The sequence below is a fragment of the Mesorhizobium sp. PUT5 genome (assembly GCF_052216645.1).
GTDB lineage: Bacteria > Pseudomonadota > Alphaproteobacteria > Rhizobiales > Rhizobiaceae > Mesorhizobium.
This window is the reverse complement of sequence record NZ_JBQOSO010000003.1, coordinates 2,745,469-2,762,807: the sequence shown is the minus strand read 5'-3', so window position 1 is coordinate 2,762,807 and position 17,339 is coordinate 2,745,469. Positions and strand designations below refer to the sequence as shown.

Annotated in this window: 14 protein-coding genes; 11 read left to right on the top strand and 3 right to left on the bottom strand. The window is 65.0% G+C overall.

The genetic code is table 11. The features are described 5' to 3' along the window. Positions 1–22: 22 nt before the first annotated feature. Entirely contained in the window at positions 23–760 is a 738-nt protein-coding gene (istB, locus tag ACTDI4_RS15020) for an IS21-like element helper ATPase IstB (RefSeq protein WP_442841067.1), read from the bottom strand. An 11-nt stretch (positions 761–771) separates the two neighbouring features. Continuing rightward, entirely contained in the window at positions 772–2,298 is a 1,527-nt protein-coding gene (istA, locus tag ACTDI4_RS15015) for an IS21 family transposase (protein ID WP_442841910.1), read from the bottom strand. A gap of 545 nt (positions 2,299–2,843) precedes the next feature. Between istA and ACTDI4_RS15010 the strand changes: the two genes are divergently transcribed. Next, entirely contained in the window at positions 2,844–3,002 is a 159-nt protein-coding gene (locus ACTDI4_RS15010) for a hypothetical protein (protein ID WP_442841909.1), read from the top strand. Positions 3,003–3,395: 393 nt separating this feature from the next. Here the strand turns inward: ACTDI4_RS15010 and ACTDI4_RS15005 are convergent, their stop codons facing one another. Beyond that, positions 3,396–4,523, bottom strand: a complete 1,128-nt coding sequence (locus tag ACTDI4_RS15005) for an IS110 family transposase (RefSeq protein ID WP_442841908.1) — start codon at positions 4,521–4,523, stop codon at positions 3,396–3,398. A 198-nt stretch (positions 4,524–4,721) separates the two neighbouring features. Between ACTDI4_RS15005 and ACTDI4_RS15000 the strand changes: the two genes are divergently transcribed. The 10 genes from ACTDI4_RS15000 to ACTDI4_RS14955 all read left to right on the top strand — a co-directional run bounded on the left by ACTDI4_RS15000 (position 4,722) and on the right by ACTDI4_RS14955 (position 17,139). Further along, a complete protein-coding gene (locus tag ACTDI4_RS15000; RefSeq protein WP_442841907.1) occupies positions 4,722–5,675 on the top strand; it encodes an ArdC family protein in 954 nt (317 codons plus the stop codon). After that, a complete protein-coding gene (locus ACTDI4_RS14995) occupies positions 5,675–6,622 on the top strand; it encodes a hypothetical protein (RefSeq protein ID WP_442841906.1) in 948 nt (315 codons plus the stop codon). The genes ACTDI4_RS15000 and ACTDI4_RS14995 overlap by 1 nt, the downstream gene beginning before the upstream one ends. Before the next feature lie 159 nt (positions 6,623–6,781). Further along, positions 6,782–8,911, top strand: coding sequence for a ParB/RepB/Spo0J family partition protein (locus ACTDI4_RS14990; RefSeq protein ID WP_442841905.1), 2,130 nt, complete (start codon positions 6,782–6,784; stop codon positions 8,909–8,911). A gap of 103 nt (positions 8,912–9,014) precedes the next feature. Further along, positions 9,015–9,491: a hypothetical protein gene (locus tag ACTDI4_RS14985; protein ID WP_442841904.1), complete on the top strand. Its 477-nt coding sequence runs from the start codon at positions 9,015–9,017 to the stop codon at positions 9,489–9,491. 74 nt (positions 9,492–9,565) lie between these two features. Next, positions 9,566–9,832 (top strand): hypothetical protein, encoded by a 267-nt coding sequence (locus tag ACTDI4_RS14980; protein ID WP_442841903.1) that lies wholly within the window; start codon positions 9,566–9,568, stop codon positions 9,830–9,832. Then, positions 9,829–10,125 (top strand): hypothetical protein, encoded by a 297-nt coding sequence (locus tag ACTDI4_RS14975; RefSeq protein WP_442841902.1) that lies wholly within the window; start codon positions 9,829–9,831, stop codon positions 10,123–10,125. The genes ACTDI4_RS14980 and ACTDI4_RS14975 overlap by 4 nt, the downstream gene beginning before the upstream one ends. Before the next feature lie 413 nt (positions 10,126–10,538). After that, entirely contained in the window at positions 10,539–10,703 is a 165-nt protein-coding gene (locus ACTDI4_RS14970) for a hypothetical protein (RefSeq protein ID WP_442841901.1), read from the top strand. Positions 10,704–10,980: 277 nt separating this feature from the next. After that, positions 10,981–11,625, top strand: a complete 645-nt coding sequence (locus tag ACTDI4_RS14965) for an antitoxin of toxin-antitoxin stability system (protein WP_442841900.1) — start codon at positions 10,981–10,983, stop codon at positions 11,623–11,625. Positions 11,626–11,751: 126 nt separating this feature from the next. Beyond that, positions 11,752–16,101 carry a strawberry notch-like NTP hydrolase domain-containing protein gene (locus tag ACTDI4_RS14960; protein ID WP_442841899.1) on the top strand — a complete coding sequence of 1,450 codons (4,350 nt, stop codon included), beginning with the start codon at positions 11,752–11,754 and terminating at the stop codon, positions 16,099–16,101. Continuing rightward, the gene (locus ACTDI4_RS14955) at positions 16,102–17,139 is read left to right on the top strand and encodes a DUF7146 domain-containing protein (protein ID WP_442841898.1); all 1,038 of its coding nucleotides are present in this window, start codon (positions 16,102–16,104) and stop codon (positions 17,137–17,139) included. The last annotated feature ends 200 nt before the right edge of the window (positions 17,140–17,339 follow it).

The following is a 17,339-nucleotide window of genomic DNA, read 5'->3' as shown; positions in this document are numbered from 1 at the left end:
GTCATTTCGTCGAGCGCTTGTGTCAAGTCTTTCGCTGCTGGTCTCGGCGCAGGCTTTCTCCGGTCAGATCGATACGATGGGCATTGTGGACGAGCCGGTCGAGAATGGCGTCGGCATAGGTCGGGTTGCCGATTACGTCGTGCCATGCCGACACGGGTAGCTGGCTGGTGATGATGGTGGAGCGCCGCCCGTAGCGATCTTCGAGGATTTCGAGGAGATCGTGACGGGCCTGATCGTCGAGGGGTTCAAGGCCCCAATCATCGAGGATCAGCAATTGTACGCTGCCGAGCTTGCGCAGCAGGCGTGGGTAGCGGCCATCACCGCGCGCCAGCGCCAGGGATGCGAACAGTCTGGGCACACGCTGGTAGAGAACGGAGCGGTCGTCGCGGCAAGCCTTGTGGCCAAGCGCGCAGGCGAGCCAACTCTTGCCGACGCCCGCCGGGCCGCAGATCGCCAGATTGTCGTGGGCATCGATCCAGTCGCCGGCGATGAGCTTGAGGAACAGGGCCCGATCAAGACCGCGCTCACTGCGATAGTCGACATCCTCGGGGGCGGCCTGGTGACGCAGCTTTGCAAAGCGCAGGCGGCCCGCGAGCTTGCGATCGTAGCGCCAGCTCCATTCCCGGTCGAGCAGCAGACCCAGCCACTCGATATGGCTGAGCTGTTCGGCCTCGGCATTGGCGGTGAGTTCGTCGAATGCCCGGGCCATGCCGGTGAAGCCCATGGCGTTCAGGCGATCGAGGGTGGGATGTGCAAGCATGCCTTTCTCCTTCAGTGGTAATAGCGGGAACCGCGGATATTGGGGTGGTCGATGGGCTTGGCCGACGCCGTCCGCGGGGCGGTCGTCCGGTCGAGATGGTTGTCCAGGATGGAGCGGACCGAGCCGTAGGTCCGCGCGCCGATCTCAAGCGCGCGGCCGCAGGCGGCGTTGACCCTTTCCCGGCCAAAGCCCCTGGCCAGGCGGATGATGCCCAGACAGGCGCGGAAGCCCTGCTCGGGATGCGGCCGGTCGGCCAGTATCTTCTCGCACAGGAGCGCCGCGTCAGAACCGATCGCCGAGGCCTCGCGGCTGATCCGCTCGATCGTCCAGTCGGCGAAGCGGCGGTGCGACGACGGCATATGCTCGGGGACGGTGGTATGCCGGCCATTGCCGCTGGAGCGCATATGGGCGGCGATCCGCTCGCCCTTGCGGAACAGCTCGACGGTGCTCGCCGTGATGCGGGCCTCGATCTGCTCGCGCGCGAAGCGCCAGGGAACGGAGTAATAATGCCGATCGATCTCGACATGGTAGTCGAGGCCGGCACGCCGGATCCGCCATTCGGCGAAGACATAGCGTTCCGCCGGCAGCGGCCGGAGTGCCGGGCGGTCGATCTGCTCGAACAATTGCCGCCGCGTGCGCCCGACACGGCGCAGCACCCGGCGATCATTCAGATCGACGAGCAGATCGCCGATCGCCGCATTGACCTCGGCCAGACTGTAAAAGACGCGATGGCGTAGCCGACCCAGAAGCCAGCGCTCGACAATGCGCACCGCCGCCTCGACCTTTGCCTTGTCTCGGGGACGGCGCGGTCGGGTCGGCAGCACCGAACTGCCGTAATGCGCCGCCATCCCGGCATAGGTGCGGTTGACCTGCGGATCGTAACGGCAGGCCTTGATCACCGCCACCTTGGCATTGTCGGGAATGAACAGAGCCGGCGCGCCGCCGAAGCTCTCCAGCGCATTGACGTGGCAGCCGATCCAGTCCGGCAGCGTCTCGCTCCAGCGCGCCTCGGCATAGGACAGGCTCGATGCGCCGAGCACCGCCACGAACAGATGCGCAGCACGCATTTTGCCCGTCAGCCGATCTATGACCACCATCACCGTGTCGCCGGCATAGTTGACGAACAGCTTCTCGCCGGCGGCATGGTTCTGCCGCATCGTTACCGGCAGGTTTGCCGCCCACCCCCTGTAGAGGTCACAAAAACGGCTATAGCGGTAGCCGTCGGGATGGAGCGCGATGTATTCGTCCCACAGGATCTGCAGCGTCACATGCTTGCGCTTCAGCTCGCGATGGATCTCGGCCCAGTCCGGCTCGACGCTACGGCGGTGTCCTGTCTTCTTTCCGGATGCCTTATAGAGCGCCGCCTCCAGAACCGTGTCCGTGACCTCCTCGCCAAGCGGCCAGGTCAATCCGGCAGTCGCAGCGCGCCGGAGCGTCTCGCGCACCGTCGAAGGTGCAGCGCCCACCCGGTACGAGATCGCCTTGTGGCCAAGGCCTTCCTCAAATCGGTATCGCAAAATCTCGCGGACACGCCGCATCGCCAATCTCTCCGCCGGCATCTCGTTCCTTCCCTCGGACAAGCCAAAGAAGGAACTTTCACCAGCAGAGCGCCCGGCCCAAACGCCGCATCCAAGGGGGCGGCTTCATCTCGGAATCAGGGGGCGACTATTTCTCGGAACGAGGGGGCGGCATCATTTCGGGATCGGGGGGCGACATCCCTCGGAATTTGCAGAGTGTCCCATGAACGCCGCTGAGATCGAAGCCAAAGGTATGTTAGCCCTTGTCAAGCCGCTGTGGGTGCAATGCGGCAATCGGCGGTGATTAGGTAGCTATCTCGCAGAATATCGCGCCATAGCGTAGAATCGGCGGGTTTGGCGGGCCGCAGACGACGAAAATGAGCACTACGTTTACGCCATAGCACTCTAAACCCCTCCATAGCCCTCCTTAGCTATTCTGCTGAACCCAGGCTGGTTCCGTTGCAAGATATTGCCATCTGGGGACGTTGTGTGTGCCTAGCGGTATGGATTCCATTGCGGGGTGCTATCGCTGTCGCCGACGGCTCTCTCCACAAAGGTATCGGCACATGCTCAAGGTCATCGCGCTCGATGCCCATTGCAGGACAGAGCATTTCACGCGGCTGGTCCTGCTCATCAATGCCATCAGCGGCAGGATGCGACCTTCATCCGATGGATGGTTTTCCGGCCTGACCCTCAATGGGCGGATCGCATCGCGCGGAGCTTGACGTATTTCCTGACTGTCGGATCGGCGTGCTTCCGGGTTTGTGACAAGACGTAGCTGCGGGGGAAGGTCCTCCCCCTGGCCGGCACTGGCGTTGCCGGCGCACCCCCTTCTCTCATGTCCATTTGTCAAGGCTTGAGGCACGACAAAGCGATTCACGACGGGGCGGACAATATAGATGTGGAGTCCTGCGTAGGGTTGGAGGCGGGGCTCGAAACGACGGTGGATCAGTCACTCATGCGCGGGTTGGCTACCGCAGGACCACGGTATTCGTCTCGGAGCTTCCTCTGTCAGCGGGCGGGCGTCGGTAAAAAAACCGGCCTCGAGAAGGGGGCCGAGGATTCTCCTGACCGGCCCCGCCCCCAATGCTACGCAGGAATCGGGATGGATAGGTGCATCACGCCGCTGCGGCCGGAGCAGGACCGACTTCTTGGCCGATCGCCCAAATGAAGCCGACCAACTCGCGCGCGACAGCGGTGATGACCACGTTCTTCGGCTTCCCCGACGCGGAAAGGCGACGATAGCGGTTGTGGAGCCGCAATTGCGCTTTCCAGGCGATCTTCACGATGGCGAGGTCGAGACCCTCCTGGCGCCGCTGCATCTCCTCACCGACACGAGGAGAACGGCAATAGGTCCATGCGCTTTCGACCAGTAGCCGACGAACGCGAGTGTTCCCGGCCTTCGTTATGCCTCGGCGCCGGATCTTGGGGCCGCTGGAATGTTCGGCAGGCACCAGGCCGAGATAGGCCATCAACCGTCGCGGTGTATCGAAGCGGCCGAGATCCCCGATCTCCGCCACGATGGTGGCCGCCGTGATCAGAGCAATGCCGCGCATCGCCTGCAGCGCCTTCACGAGAGGCGCCAAAGACCATCCTGGAACCACGGCCACGATCTGCTTCACTAGCCGATCGTGGCGGGCGTCGGCCTCCTGGATCGCGATAATGTATTCCTGCATAGCGACTTGATGAGCGGGATGTTCGAGCTGGATCGAAGCCAACCATCGCCAATAGGTCACAGTCCAAGCGCTCCTCCCACCATAGCGAAAGCCCTGGCGCAGCAAAAAGCTGGACAAGGCCTGGCGAGCCTTGTTGCGCCAGTACATGGCTGTCTCTCTCGCGCGAACCAGGTCGCGAACCGCTTCATGCTGAGCGTCCGGCATCCATACCGAGATCAACTCGCCGGCGCGGTGCATCTTCGCCAGTGTCGTCGCGTCGCGCTTGTCCGTCTTGATGTGATCACCAGGTCGAGTGGGAATGAGCGACGGTGCGATCACCAGGCACTCATGGCCCGCGTTCGTTAGTTCCCGCGCCAAGCCATAGCCGCATGCGCCTGCCTCGTAGCAGAACGAAAGCCGTGTGCCGGGATGCTTGTCCAGCAATCGACGAGCAAACTCTGTCATGGTTCCCGGTCGATGCGGCAACGAACCGTGGAACCTGACTTCGCGTGATCTTCCGCTCGGGGCAACGGCGACTGCAATTGTCGCCTTGTGGATGTCCAAACCGACAAAGATAGTATTGCCGTCCATTCTCCTTCTCCTTTCGGTCGTGTCGCCTCGAATGGCGACACGCGACTGTCGCACAAGCTGGCGATGGCCGCGGAGGAGGACATCAGGTCAGCGGGGAGACCCCGCAACGCCCCCTGAGAGTGAGAGTGCGGATGGGTTTTCCGTGACGGGTTGAGGATCGGGAGAGTGGCTCCCGAGGCCCGTCGCGGAGCAATCCCGATGGCCAGATTTGACCGCCATGCGCGCGCCGGCGCCGACCGCACAAACCTATACGACGACATCACCAACAGGATCATCGCCGAGCTGGAGCAAGGCAGGCTTCCCTGGGTGCAGCCCTGGGGTGCGTCGACCACCACCGCGCCGCTCGGCCTGCCGAAAAACGCCTCCACCGGCCGGACCTATTCTGGCATCAATATTCTCATCCTCTGGGGCGCCGTCATCCAGCACGGCTTCCCCGGTCAGGCTTGGCTGACGTTTCGCCAGGCCCTCTCGTTGGGCGGCAATGTCATGAAAGGCGAGCGCGGCACCACCGTCGTCTATGCCGACCGCTTCATCCCCGACGATGAAAAGAAGCGTGCCCGCGAAACCGGCGAGGACGCGCAGGCGATCCCGTTTCTGAAGCGGTTCACGGTCTTCAACGCGGCGCAATGCGAGGGCTTGCCCGATGACATAGCCATCGTGGCGCCTCCGCCTCCGCCGGGCCTGATCGAGCCGAAGGTCGAGGCGCTCATCAAAGCCACGGGCATCGACTTCCGCATCGGCGGCAACCGTGCCTTCTATCATCCGGCGCACGACTTCGTGGCCGTTCCACCGCCGCAAGCCTATTACGAGCCGATAAACTGGCACCGCACGGCGCTGCACGAAATCGGTCACGCCAGCGGCCATCACAGCCGGCTGAACCGCGATCTGACCGGCTCCTTCGGCTCGAAGAAATACGCCTTCGAGGAAATGATCGCCGAGCAAATCGCCGCGTTCAGTTGCGCCGCGCTCGGCATCGTCCCGACCGTGCGCCATGCCGATTATATCGGCTCCTGGCTGGAGGTGCTGCGCGAGGATTCCCGCGCCATCGTCCGCGCCGCCAGTCAGGCCAGCAAGGCCGTCGACTGGCTGCTCTCCTTCTTACCGGACGCGGGTAGCGACGTCGTAGCCGACGACCAGCGGGAGGCGGCGTGATGAACGCGCTCGCTTTCCTCGGCTTCGCGCCCGATCCCGAACTTTCGGCCGACATCGGCCTCCGCATCCTCAGCCTCGGCGCCGGCGTCCAGTCGACCACGCTCGCCCTGATGGCCGCGCATGGCGAGATAGGCCCCATGCCCGATTGCGCGATCTTCGCCGACACGGGCTGGGAGCCGAAGGCCGTTTATGAGCACCTCGCCTGGCTGAGATCTCCCAATGTCCTGCCGTTCCCGGTTTACATCGTCTCGGCCGGGGATCTGCGCGCCGACCTGCTCGCCGGCGCGCGCGGCGAGCGATGGGCCTCGATCCCGGCCTTCACCCGCAACGTGGTGCCCGCCGGAACCGAGCTTCCCGTCTATGACGAGGACGAGAACGGCGATCTCATCGTCATCGGCTCCCGTATCGTGCCAACCGATCGCATTGGGATCGGCATGATCCGGCGCCAATGCACCGGCGACTACAAGATCGTGCCGATCCGGCGAAAGGTGCGCGAACTGCTCGGGATCACCCGGCGGCGCTCACCCAAATCGCCGGTCGCCGAGCAATGGATTGGCATTTCGCTCGACGAGGCTCTGCGCATGAAGCCCTCGTTCGAGAGCTGGCAGGTCAATCGCTGGCCCCTGATCGAGCAGGGCATGACCCGCTATGATTGTCTGCGCTGGCTGGAGCGGCACGACTATCCCCTGCCGCCCAAGAGCGCCTGCGTCGGCTGCCCGTTCCATTCCGACGATCATTGGCGGCACATGCGCGACCATGATCCCGAGGCGTGGATCGACGCCGTATCGGTCGATGCCGCCATTCGCACCGGGTTCCGTGGCATTCGCGGCGAGGTCTATCTGCACCGCTCCGCCGTGCCGCTCGAACGGGCCGATCTTTCGACCGCGGCCGACCACGGCCAGCTCGATCTCTGGCCGAACGAATGCGAGGGCATGTGCGGGGTCTGACCCGCCTGAAACCCATAAAACCGTAAAGCCGGGTTTCCGGCTTTACGCCTCATCGGTTCTGCGGCGCTGCCTTCTTAGAGTAAGAGGGCGGCGCTTCGCTTCGTGACGGGTTTGAGGTCGAGAGAGAGGCTCTCGGCGCCCGTCGCGGAGACTACCACGATGTCTACTGCCGTTCAGAAGATCACCCTGTCGCTCTCGCGCGACATTCCCTTCAACAAGCTGATCCTCAGCCAGTCGAACGTGCGGCGCATCAAGGCCGGTGTGTCGATCGAGGAGCTGTCGCAGGACATCGCACGGCGCGGTCTGCTTCAGGGTCTCAATGTGCGTCCCGTTGTCGATGCCGATGGCAATGAGACCGGCATGTTCGAGATTCCCGCCGGTGGCCGCCGCTACCGTGCGCTCGAACTGCTGGTGAAGGCCAAGCGCCTCGCCAAAACCGCGCCCGTGCCCTGCGTCGTGCGCGAAGCCGGCAGCGACATTCTCGCCGAGGACGACAGCCTGGCCGAGAATATCCAGCGCGCGCCGCTGCACCCCCTCGACCAGTATCGCGCGTTTCAGGACATGCGCCTCAAGGGCATGTCCGAGGAAGACATCGCCGCGGCCTTCTTCGTCTCGGCCAATGTCGTGAAGCAGCGCCTGCGCCTGGCCTCCGTCGCGCCCTCGCTGCTCGACCTCTATGCCGAAGACGGCGTGACGCTCGAACAGCTCATGGCCTTCACCGTCAATCCCGATCATGCCCGTCAGGAACAGGTCTGGGACGCGATCAAGGATAGCTGGTCCAAGGAGCCGCATCAGATCCGGCGCATGCTGACCGAGACGACGGTGCGCGCAACCGACAAGCGGGCGCAGTTCGTCGGCGTCGATGCTTATGAGACCGCCGGCGGCATCATGCTGAACGACCTGTTCCAGTCGGACGATGGCGGCTGGTTGCAGGATGTCGCCCTGCTCGACCAGCTCACCGACGACAGGCTGAAGGCCGAGGCCGAGGTCATCGCCGCCGAGGGCTGGAAGTGGGTCGATGCGCGCGTCGAGACGCCCTATGGCTATGGTCATGGCCTGCGCCGGCTGATCGGCACGACCACGCCGCTGACCGATGCGGAACAGGCGAGTTTCGATGCCCTCACGGCGGAATATGAGGCGCTGGAAGCCGAATATGCCGAAGCCGAGGAGTATCCCGACGCGGTGGATGAACGGGTCGGTGAAATCGAAACCGCGCTGGCCGCTTTCGAGGACCGTCCCGTCAGCTACGATGCCGCCGAGATCACGCGCGCAGGCGTGTTCATCAGCATCGACCGCGAAGGCCGTCTGTCGGTCGATCGCGGCTATGTCCGTCCCGAAGACGAGGCACCTGTAGCCGTAGACGGCGAGGACGACCCCGAAGGTGCGGAATCCGATGGTGCGGCGTCCTCGAACCCGGCCGTGCAGCGCGCGGTCATCACCGTCGGCGGCCAGCCGGCCGAACCCGAGGAGGAAGAGGACGTCATCAAGCCGCTGCCGGAACGGCTGGTCACGGAGCTGACGGCCCACCGGACGCTGGCGCTGCACGATGCGCTGGCGAACAATCCCCATGTCGCCATGACGGCGCTGCTGCACCGGCTGGTGATGGAGCGCTACCACTATTCCGCACCAGGCGGATGCCTGGAAGTCGGCGTGCGCCATCACTTCTTCTCGGCGCAGGGCACGGACCTGAAGGACAGCCCATCGGCCAAGGCCATCGAGACGCGGTATGAGGATTGGAAGGCGGACCTGCCGACCGATGACGACGCGCTGTGGGACTGGATCGCCGCGCTCGATGACGCCAGCCGCATGGCCTTGCTCGCCCATTGCGTCGCCTATGGCGTCAATGCGCTCTACGAGAGGCCCAATCCGTTCAGCGGCAGCGGCATCTCGCAGCATGGGCTGGATCGGCGGCTGGCGCAGGCCGACCGGCTGGCGCGCGCCACGGGTCTCGACATGGCGGAGAACGCCGGATGGCGTCCGACGGTCGACAACTATCTCAGCCGTGTCACCAAGCCGCGCATCCTCGAAGCGGTACGCGAGGGGGCTGGCGAACGGGCGGCTTCCCTGATCGAGCACCTGAAGAAAGGCGATATGGCCAAGGAGGCCGAACGCCTGCTGGCCGAGACCGGCTGGTTGCCCGAGCCGCTGCGTCTGTTCGAGCCGGATCAGGCCCAGGACGATGTTGGCGCACTGGACGACATTGAGGCGCTGCCGGACTTCCTCGCCGGTGACGACGAGAATGAAGTCCATGCCGAGGATGATGCGGCGTATCTGATCGCTGCAGAATAATCCTCACCGATGGGGCGGCTCCGGTCGCCCCGTTCCTTTCCACACCCTCGATCCATCAGGCCCGGCATCCGCCGGGCCTTTCTCGTTTCACGGAGACTCTTTCATGTCCGCACATATCATCCACGACACCGCGCCGCTCGGGGCATTGATCCGCTACACTGACCACGCCCCGAAGCCGCCGGCCCGCTTTACGAAGAAGCTCGCGGCCTGGGAGCGCCGCAACGGCGTCGGCCGGCTGGTGAGGAAGGAACCGGCGCGCGAGCGCCCGACCTATTCCTCTCCGGCCTCCATCACCCTGCATGAAGGCAATTTCGCCAGCGGCAGCGTAATCCTCGTGACCGTCCTGCGCACCCACTCGGTCGACAGCGATCTGTCCTTCGAGATCGTCGAGCGCCCCGCCATCGGCATGGTGCGCGTACTTCAGGATTTCGGGGGCAACAGCGAGTTGCTGCACCTTGCCGAAAGCCGTGAGGCCGTCGAGCTGTGGCTGGCGAAGCACCGATCCAGTTCGGCCCGACTGGAGGACGTCACGGCCGATGAGGTCGGTGCCGATGTCGTTGAAGGCCGGGCGGCCGCCTGATCTCCACACCCCCGTCCACCAGGCCCGCCGTCGCAGGACGGCGGGCCGTTTTTGCTTCAGGAGACAACATGCTCATGTCCGACATCAATCCCACCCCAGCCCGCCCGCAGTCTGTTTATGTCGCCATCTATGAACATCCCCACGGCATGGATGTTCGTATCTTTCTCAACAAGGACCGCGCCCTGATCTGGCGCACTGGCATCGCACAGGAATGGTGGAGCCACGCCTTCGACGACGATCCACCGCCTGAAGAGGAGATCGGCGCAGAATATTTCGAACGAATGCTGGAGCGCGACGAGTTTTTCTCGATCGTGACCTGTGACCTCGAAACAGAATCGTGACCGATATCGACGCGATCTTCGCGCAGGACCGCGAAAACCATCCCACCGAGCGCAGTTTGCCGTGGGAGGAAAGCCGGAACGGGCTTGCCGTCGTTCTCGAACCGAAACCGCATTGGGCCAACGACACGCGGGTCTTCAAGCTGACCGCGCGGGAATATTGCTATTACCGAGACTGGTCGGAGAATGGACCGACAGCGCGGTTCTTTCCTCATGCCGACACCACCGGCGACGAGGTGATGATGAAAGCCAGAGCGATGATCGCCCGCGAGATCGCGGACGGCCTGTGGCGCTGACGGCTTCGGCCTAGACCACGCATTGATCCTGGCTCAAAGCCAGCGGTTCGATGCCGGTTCAACCCTGCAACAGCTTCATTCTCCCCGATGGCAGGCAGCGTGCCGTGCTGGCGCGGAACACCTGTCGTCCCGTGGATCGGCGTGGCGGCGAGGCTGGCGGGCATGACATCTCGCATAAGGGTTTCCGGCTCCAGTCAGATGCGAAACACCATCCCCCGCTTCCATTCGCAAACCTTGGTCCGATCCGGTTCTTGTTCAATCAACCCATGAAGGGTCGGCTTACGCGAGCGTGCCGCCCTCGCGGATTCGGGACTTGTCCGAACGCGCGAGGGTGATTGCAGCCCCGGTCGGACACTTCGGGCGCCTGTCGCGCGGGGGATGGTCCCCCGCCTCCAAAGACAGGAGCCGGAACCATGTCCTATGCAGATGCCATCGCCTTCGCCGCCAGCCTCGCCACCACGCTGATGGTCTCGATCGTCGTGTTCCAGGCCGGGGACGGCACCCACGGCGCCATGCCCGCCGGCGAATTCGACGGCGACGAGGATATGGTCGAACTCGAAATCAACCCCTGGCAATGAGGCGCAAGCGCCTCACATCGACGGCCCGGATGCGAGACGCTCCGGGCCTTTGCAGCCATTACGCGCCTCCGGCCCGCTCGGTCGCCACCCTTTTCTAGGTGACTTCACGCCGCCTTTGCGCGGCCGTGACCCGGGCGGCCGTTACGGTTCATGTTTCCAGCGCGGCGGACCCAATCACCACATTGAGAGGAAGAGGACGGCCGGGACGGGTTTGATCCGGTCGGGCCAAGAGAGCGCCACCGGTTCGACCCGTTCCTGCTCTCCGAAAGTCCCAGCCATGCCTGAGATCATCGAAACCGCCGTCTATCGCCTTTACGAGCTTTCCGACACGGCGAAGGACAACGCCCGCGCCTGGTATCGGGAGGGCGGCTTCGACTACGAATGGTATGATGCCGTCTATGAGGATTTCCAGCGTATCGCGGAGATCCTCGGCATCCACTTCAAGACCCGCACCGTCCGCCTCATGGGCGGCGGATCGCGGCAGGAACCCCGCATCTGGTTCAGGGGCTTCTGGTCGCAAGGCGATGGCGCATCGTTCGAGTGCCATTATGCCTACCGGAAGTCCGCCTCGGCCGAGATCACGGCCTATGCGCCGCAGGACGAGACGCTGCACGGCATCGCCGACACCTTGCATGCGATCCAGCGGCGAAATTTCTACCAGCTTCACGCCGAGGCCAGCCTTCGCGGTCACTATTGTCACGAATACTGCATGGTGATCTCCGTCGAGCGTGACAGCCCAACCTGGCAGGACATGACCGCCGACGCCGAGGACACCGTGATCGAGGCGCTGCGCGATCTCGCGCGCTGGCTCTATCGCCAGCTCGAACGCGAATACGACTGGCTCTCCTCAGACGAGGCCGTCGACGAGACCATCGCCGCCAACGACTACACCTTCACGGCGTCAGGCCGACGTTTCGGCTGAACCGGGCGGTTCGGCAGACACCAGGGTCATGAGAGGAAGAGGAAGGCCGGGACGGGTTTGAGCCTGCGCGGTCGAGAGAGAGCGCTGCGCGGCTTGATCCTGTCCCGCTCTCCGAGGTTCCCTCCCATGACATATGCTTCCGCCGCCGCGACCCATCCGGCTGCACCGATCACGCCTGCCATCGACACGGCCTTCGCCGTCCATAAGGCGGCACTTCTCCTTCTTCCCCATCTCGAACGCGGCCAGCGCGTCGATGCCGCGAGCCTGCGCGGTGCGATGGAAACCGCCTTCGGCGCGTCCGACGCCATCGGCGCCTGGGACTGGAAGACCGCGTATGAAGCCTGCGAGGCGGCGACCGTGCTGTTCCTGCGCAAATACGGAAAGGCGCTTTTCCGCAAAGCCGGGTCTCCGGCCGCCAGCCTGCCGCTTCTGACGAAGATCGCCGGGCTTCTGCCCACCCACACGCGCCGCTCCGAAGAGAGCCAGACCCTCCAGCAGTTCTCGACGCCGATCCCGCTCGGCCTGATCGCCGCGACCGCCGCCGCCATCACGCCAGCCGACCGGGTTCTGGAACCCTCTGCCGGGACGGGCCTGCTCGCCATCCTGGCCGAGATCGCCGGCGGATCGCTCGTGCTGAACGAACTGGCGGAAACCCGCGCCGATCTTTTGTCTCATCTCTTCCCGGCCAATCCCGCCACCCGCTTCGACGCGGCGCAGGTCCACGATCATCTCGATCCCGGCATCGTGCCGAGCGTCGTGCTGATGAATCCGCCGTTCTCGGCGATGGCGAGCGTCTCCGGCCGCATGGCGGACGCCGCCTGGCGCCATGTCGCCTCGGCCCTGGCGCGTCTGGCTGACGGCGGGCGCCTCGTGACCATCACCGGATCGAACTTCGCTCCCGATACGCCCGCGTGGCGCGACGCCTTCATCCGGCTTCAGGAACATGGCCGCGTGGTGTTCACCGCGTCCATCGACGGCTCGGTCTATGCCAAGCATGGCACGACATTTCCCACCCGCCTGACCGTCATCGACAAGCTGCCCGCCGACGATCCAGCCGCGTTTGTGGCCTCGCCAGGGATCGCGCCCGATGTCGCCACCCTGATCGGCTGGGTCGGCGCGCAACTCCCGGCGCGCTTGCCGGTCGATGCCTCGGTCGCCGTTCCCGTTGCCGCACCCGCAGCTCCGCGCACCGTTCGCGGTTATCTCGCCCGCGCCGCCGCATCCTCTCCCGTCCGCACCGTCGCCGAGCCCGAGGGCGTCGAACTCGCCTATGACACCGTGGACTGGACGCCTGCCGAAGACGGCCGCATCACCGACGCCATCTATGAAGAATACGGATTGCAGGCGATCCGTATTCCCGGCGCTGCGTCCCATCCGACCAGGCTGGTGCAGTCGGCGGCCATGTCCAGCGTCGCGCCGCCCAGGCCGAGCTACCAGCCGCGTTTTCCCGCCAGTATCGTCACCGATGGCCTGTTGTCCGACGCACAGCTTGAGACCGTCATCTATGCCGGCGAGGCCCATTCGGACTTCCTCGCCGGTTCGTGGACGCTGGACGAGACTTTCGATGTCGTCTCGGCAGCGCCCGAAGATGCGCCGAACGCCGTCCGTTTTCGTCGCGGCTTCATGCTCGGCGACGGCACCGGCGCGGGCAAGGGCCGCCAGTCGGCCGGGATTATCCTCGACAACTGGATGCAGGGCCGGCGCAAGGCCATCTGGATTTCCAAATCCGACAAGCTGCTCGAAGACGCGCAGCGCGACTGGTCGGCCCTTGGCATGGAACGCCTGCTGGTCACGCCACTGTCGCGTTTCCCGCAGGGCAAGGACATTCGGCTGCCCGAAGGCGTCCTGTTCACTACCTATGCCACGCTGCGCTCCGACGAACGCGGCGAGAAGGCGTCCCGCGTCCGCCAGATCGTCGATTGGCTGGGTTCCGACTTCGATGGCGTGATTATTTTCGACGAGAGCCACGCCATGCAGAACGCGGCGGGCGGCAAGGGCGAACGCGGCGATGTCTCCGCCTCGCAACAGGGGCGCGCGGGGCTTCGCCTCCAGCACGCCCTGCCGAATGCCCGCATCGTCTATGTCTCGGCGACCGGCGCGACCACGGTTCACAACCTGGCCTATGCGCAGCGGCTCGGCCTGTGGGGCGGTGAGGACTTCCCGTTCTCGACCCGTGCCGAGTTTGTCGAGGCCATCGAGGCCGGGGGCGTCGCGGCCATGGAGGTTCTGGCCCGCGATCTGCGCGCGCTCGGTCTCTATACCGCCCGTTCGCTCAGCTATGATGGCGTGGAATATGATCTGGTCGAGCACCAGCTTACCCCCGAACAGACCCGCATCTACGACGCCTATGCCGGGGCCTTCGCCGTCATCCATAACAATCTCGACGCCGCGATGCAGGCCGCCAACATCACCGGCGGCGACAGCGGCTCCGGCACGCTGAACCGGCAGGCCAAGTCCGCCGCGCGTTCCGCCTTCGAGTCGGCCAAGCAGCGTTTCTTCGGCCATCTGCTCACCAGCATGAAGACGCCGACGCTGATCCGGTCGGTCGAGCGCGATCTCGAAGACGGCCATGCCGCCGTGATCCAGATCGTCTCCACGGGCGAAGCCCTGATGGAACGCAGGCTGGCCGAGCTTCCCGCCGAGGAATGGAACGACGTCCGCGTTGACATAACGCCCAGGGAATATGTCCTGGACTACCTCGCCCATTCCTTCCCGGTGCAGCTCTACGAGCCATTCACCGACGACGAGGGCAATCTATCGTCGCGCCCCGTCTATCGTGACGGCCAGCCGGTCGAAAGCCGCGAGGCCGTCGCCCGCCGCGACCGGCTGATTGAGAAACTCGCCTCGCTCCCTCCCGTTCCGGGCGCGCTCGACCAGATCGTCCAGCGTTTCGGAACGGATGTGGTGGCCGAGGTGACGGGCCGTTCGCGGCGCATCGTGCGCAGAACCAGCCCCGGCGGCGTTGACCGTCTCGCCGTGGAGAACCGCGCCGGATCGGCCAATCTCACGGAAACCGCCGCTTTCATGGACGATCGGAAGCGCATCCTGATCTTCTCGGACGCGGGCGGAACCGGGCGTTCCTATCATGCCGACCTCAACGCCAGGAACCAGCGTCTGCGCATCCATTACCTGCTGGAGCCAGGCTGGAAGGCCGACGCCGCCATTCAAGGACTTGGCCGCACCAACCGGACCAATCAGGCGCAGCCGCCATTGTTCCGACCGATCTCGACCGATGTGAAGGCCGAAAAGCGCTTCCTCTCGACCATCGCCCGCCGTCTCGACACGCTGGGCGCGATCACGCGCGGCCAGCGCCAGACCGGCGGTCAAGGCCTGTTTCGGCCCGAGGACAATCTGGAATCGCACTATGCCCGCGACGCACTGCGCCAGCTCTACATGCTGATCGTGCGCGGCAAGGTGGAGGGCTGCCCGCTCCAGATATTCGAGGAGGCGACCGGCCTCAAGCTGATGGACGCCAACGGCATCAAGGACGACTTGCCGCCGATCACCACCTTCCTGAACCGGCTGCTGGCGCTCACCATCGACATGCAGGGCGTGCTGTTCACGGCCTTCGAGCAATTGCTGAACGCCAGGATCGAGGGCGCTATCGCATCCGGCGGCTATGATGTCGGGCTGGAAACGCTGCGGGCGGAAAGCTTCACCGTCACCGACCGGCAGACCATCCATGTCCATCCCGCCACCGGGGCCGAGGCCCGGCTGCTCACCATCACGCAGCGCCAGCGCAACCGCCCGGTGACGCTCGCCGAGGCCCTCGACCAGCTTGCCGATCCTCGGGCCAGGCTGCTCATCAATGAACGCTCTGGCCGCGCAGCCGTCCAGATTCCGACCGCCAGCGTCATGCTGGACGATGGCGAGATCGAACGGCGCATCCGCCTGATCCGGCCAATGGAGGCGCATAATGTTCCCATCAAGATGATGGGCGAAACCCATTGGATCGAGACGGACGAGGCCGCGTTTGCATCGACCTGGAACGCCGAGGTCGCCGAGGTGCCGGAGTTCGCAGACAGTATCATCCATGTCGTCAGCGGTTTGTTGCTGCCGATCTGGAAACGCCTGCCGAATGACTCGACACGGGTTTATCGGCTCCAGACCGACGAAGGCGAGCGCATCGTCGGCCGCCGCGTCTCGCCCGCCTGGGTCGCGGGTGCGATGGCCACCGGCACGTCCACGCTCACGCCGGACGACGCCTTCATGGCGCTCACGGACGGCAAGACCATCCTCGACCTCAGCGAAGGGCTTCAGCTTCGGCGCAGCCGCGTCATGGGCGCGAACCGGATCGAGCTGTCCGGCTTCACCGATGTCATGCGCGACCGCCTGCGGGCCTATGGCCTCTTCCACGAAATCATCTCGTGGAAACTGCGGATGTTCGTGCCGATCGACACCAGCGGCCCGGCCATCCTCGCCAAGGTGCTGGAGCGCTATCCCGTCCAGCGCATCGGCGACCGGGAGGCGGCATAAATGGCTCGCCGTGACGCCTCCGAACTCGCGCACCGTCTCGGCCGGGAGGCCGAGGCGGTATGCCGCCACTACCTGTCCAACGGGCGGCGCCAGGGCCGCTACTGGACGGTGGGCGACGTGCGCAATACGCCCGGCCGGTCGATGTTCGTCCGGCTCAGCGGGCCGGATTCCGGTCCCGGCGCAGCCGGGCACTGGACCGATGCCGCAACGGCCGAATATGGCGATCTGCTCGACGTGATCCGCGAGAGTTGCGGCCTCATCGTCTTCAAGGACGTTGCCGATGAAGCCCGATCCTTCCTCAGCCTGCCGAGGCCGGAACCTGATCCGATTCCCCGATCCCGGCCGGGAAAAGCACCAGCCGGATCACCGGAAGCGGCGCGGCGTCTGTTCGCCATGGCGCGACCGATTGGCCGGACCATCGTGGAAGCGCACTTGCGCAAACGTGCGATTACGGCTTTGCACGAAACCGGAAGCCTGCGGTTCCACCCGCGCTGCTACTATCGTCCCGAGGGGCATGGGCCGACCAAGACCTGGCCCGCGATGATCGCAGCCGTCACCGACCTTGGCGGCGTCCAGACCGGCGCACATCGCACCTGGCTTCTGCCCAATGGCAGCGGCAAAGCCCCTGTCGACACGCCGAGGCGGGCGATGGGCCATCTCCTGGGGCACGGCGTCCGCTTCGGTGTGGCGAATGATGTTCTGGCGGCCGGCGAAGGGATCGAGACCGTGCTGTCGGCCCGCTCGGGTCTTCCCCATATGCCGATGATGGCGGCGCTCTCGGCGGCTCACCTTGCAGCCATCCTGTTCCCTGCGTCGCTGCGACGGCTCTATGTCGTCCGCGATTCCGATCCGGCCGGGGATGGCGCGCGAGACAGCCTGGTCGCACGGGCCAGAGGCGTCGGAATCGAGGCGGTCGTGCTGTCGCCGCTGCTCGGGGACTTCAACGAGGATCTCCGGCAGTTCGGCATGGATGCACTCCGGGCGGCCTTGCGGGTTCAGATCGTTCCCGAAGACGTTAGCCGGTTTTTCGCAATGTGAGGCGGAATCGGTCAAGCGGGGGATGAGCACGGCAGCCCGAAACCTGCCGTATCCGGTCAAGGTGTTTCCCTGCCGTGTCGGAGAGGCCGCCGCCCACGGCCTTCTGAGAGGGCGATCGAGCCGTCAAACGGCCCCGACCGGCAATGGCTGCGCCCGGCTATTTTCCGCCGCGCCCTTTGGGCGCTTTGCATCGCGAGGCA